The organism is Photorhabdus sp. RW14-46, assembly GCF_963887965.1.
Taxonomy (GTDB): domain Bacteria; phylum Pseudomonadota; class Gammaproteobacteria; order Enterobacterales; family Enterobacteriaceae; genus Photorhabdus; species Photorhabdus laumondii.
The window spans coordinates 1-1,758 of sequence record NZ_CAWPHH010000093.1; the positions used below are offsets into that span (position 1 = coordinate 1).

At 49.2% G+C, this 1,758-nt stretch carries 1 protein-coding gene and 1 pseudogene; both read right to left on the reverse strand.

Features of this window, described 5'->3' with window-relative positions; all coding sequences use genetic code 11:
• Nucleotides 1-119: 119 nt before the first annotated feature.
• On the reverse strand, nucleotides 120-740 hold the full coding sequence (locus tag AACQ38_RS23650) for a tail fiber assembly protein (RefSeq protein ID WP_165579233.1): 621 nt from the start codon (nucleotides 738-740) through the stop codon (nucleotides 120-122).
• A pseudogene (locus tag AACQ38_RS23655) lies at nucleotides 740-1,758 on the reverse strand (phage tail protein); the annotation flags it as partial. The gene AACQ38_RS23650 and the pseudogene AACQ38_RS23655, both read right to left, overlap by 1 nt.

The window sequence follows — 1,758 nt, forward strand, 5'->3', positions numbered from 1 at the left end:
GTAGTGACCGCTGTCCGCTTTCTGCCCGATACCGTATACGAACGGATGGACGGGTAGCATCGAGCAATGCATCCCCGTCATATTCGGAGAGATGCGCATTATTTTCCGTTGCCAATTCATCACGCGGGTTGCTCAGGCCAGTTGATATCGGGGACAGTAGAAAGGTCCACTCTGTTCACCCGCACACGATATTTTTTCCATTCCACGAGCGCTGATTTTTCGGCATCCGTGGCGATATCCAGATCAATGGCATCCTGTAAGGGTTTAATTGCCGCATCTGCCTGCTGCTGTCGCGCGATTTTTTGCTGTTCAGCCTGTTCAGTTTGATGAGATTTTAGGGCTGATTTATCTGTGACCCATTGCTTATTCTCCCACTTATCAAAGGGGGTTTGGGGTGATTGCAGGGTGAGATTATCAGGCAATGCGCCGATGGCGGTAATATTGATCGGCTGGCCTGTATCGGTTGCATACGCCGTTTTACCCCGATAGTCAGGCACATGTCGCCAGGATTTTTCATCTACACGACGACAAATCGCAACGTCATGCGTGTCAGGTAATTCTGGCGCGTCCAGATACGCATTAGCCGCAACAGAAAATCCCCGTGGCACCAAATCCATATCGGCCCCAATATATTCCCGTGTTTCAGGATGACAACGATAAACCGCAACCCATCCGCTAACAATGGCTAACCCATCCTCATCAAACCGGGCTATTTGAATATCTGCACTATATTTAGTCATTACTTTACCCTCGTAATATAAATCACTGATTTGTTGACAGGTCGGTTTTCATTTGCGGTCGGGACCACTCTCGACGCGTCAAATGTCCATGAAATCACCCCACCACCGGCACCGGCTGCCCGACCGCCAGCCTTATACTGGTAGCTGAATGCACCAGACGCGTTGCTCCCGCTCTCAATAGTAGGATTACCTAATGATCCCGTGATATTTCTGATAGCATCCCCTTGAACATTCCCTAGCGAACGACCAGAATCTAAACCACGTCCTCTATCCAGACCACGCTTAAATAATCCTCTGTCATCGGGTAATTTCAGGTCGGGAAAAATTTTGGCGAGTTCAGGGTAATCTGCCGCACGGAATGCGCGTCCCTCATTGGGTTCATATCCGGCGGGTATCGGCGCAGCCGAATGCCATTCGATAGTGGCGCCAATCGGGATACCCATCGTAATCTTTTGCTCTACGGCACCGTTAGCATTGAGAAATCTGGTGTGCAACTGTGCATCGGCATCAATCCAAATTTGCCCCGTGTCACCCCCTACACCGATACTCACCCCTTTGGCCCATCCATTTTCCCGACCACAAGAAAATGGCCCTGAATAATGCCTGCCGGGTAGCTCAGTCATATAGGTAGTCTGGTGATAGGCGCCAACATCACTCGCCATCAAACTGATATCAGACGATAGCGATTTCCCGTTAATTCTCCTGTCATTCGGTACAGCATTCATTGCCTGTTCGACGGTTTCCACTAAACCGATATTTTTGACAAATTCACTCTTATTGGGAATATCTGCGCCGTTCTGGCTTTTAGCCAGGCGACTATTGGCGTTTTCGCTGACAACGGTTAATGCCGCATTAACAGCATAATCCCCTTTCGACTGTTTCCCATGCAGACCGCTTTCCAATGCCTGCTGAGTCACATATTCCCGTTTCACGCTATCAATCTCTTGATGAATGGCGGAAATATCACGGTCATTTAATGACCCCTTAATGCGCAAATCCATCACATCACCGTGACCAT

What these genes read in the sequence shown, in the direction of transcription:
- AACQ38_RS23650 (WP_165579233.1), bottom strand. Translation starts at nt 740, where the DNA reads ATGACTAAATATAGTGCAGATATTCAAATAGCCCGGTTTGATGAGGAT.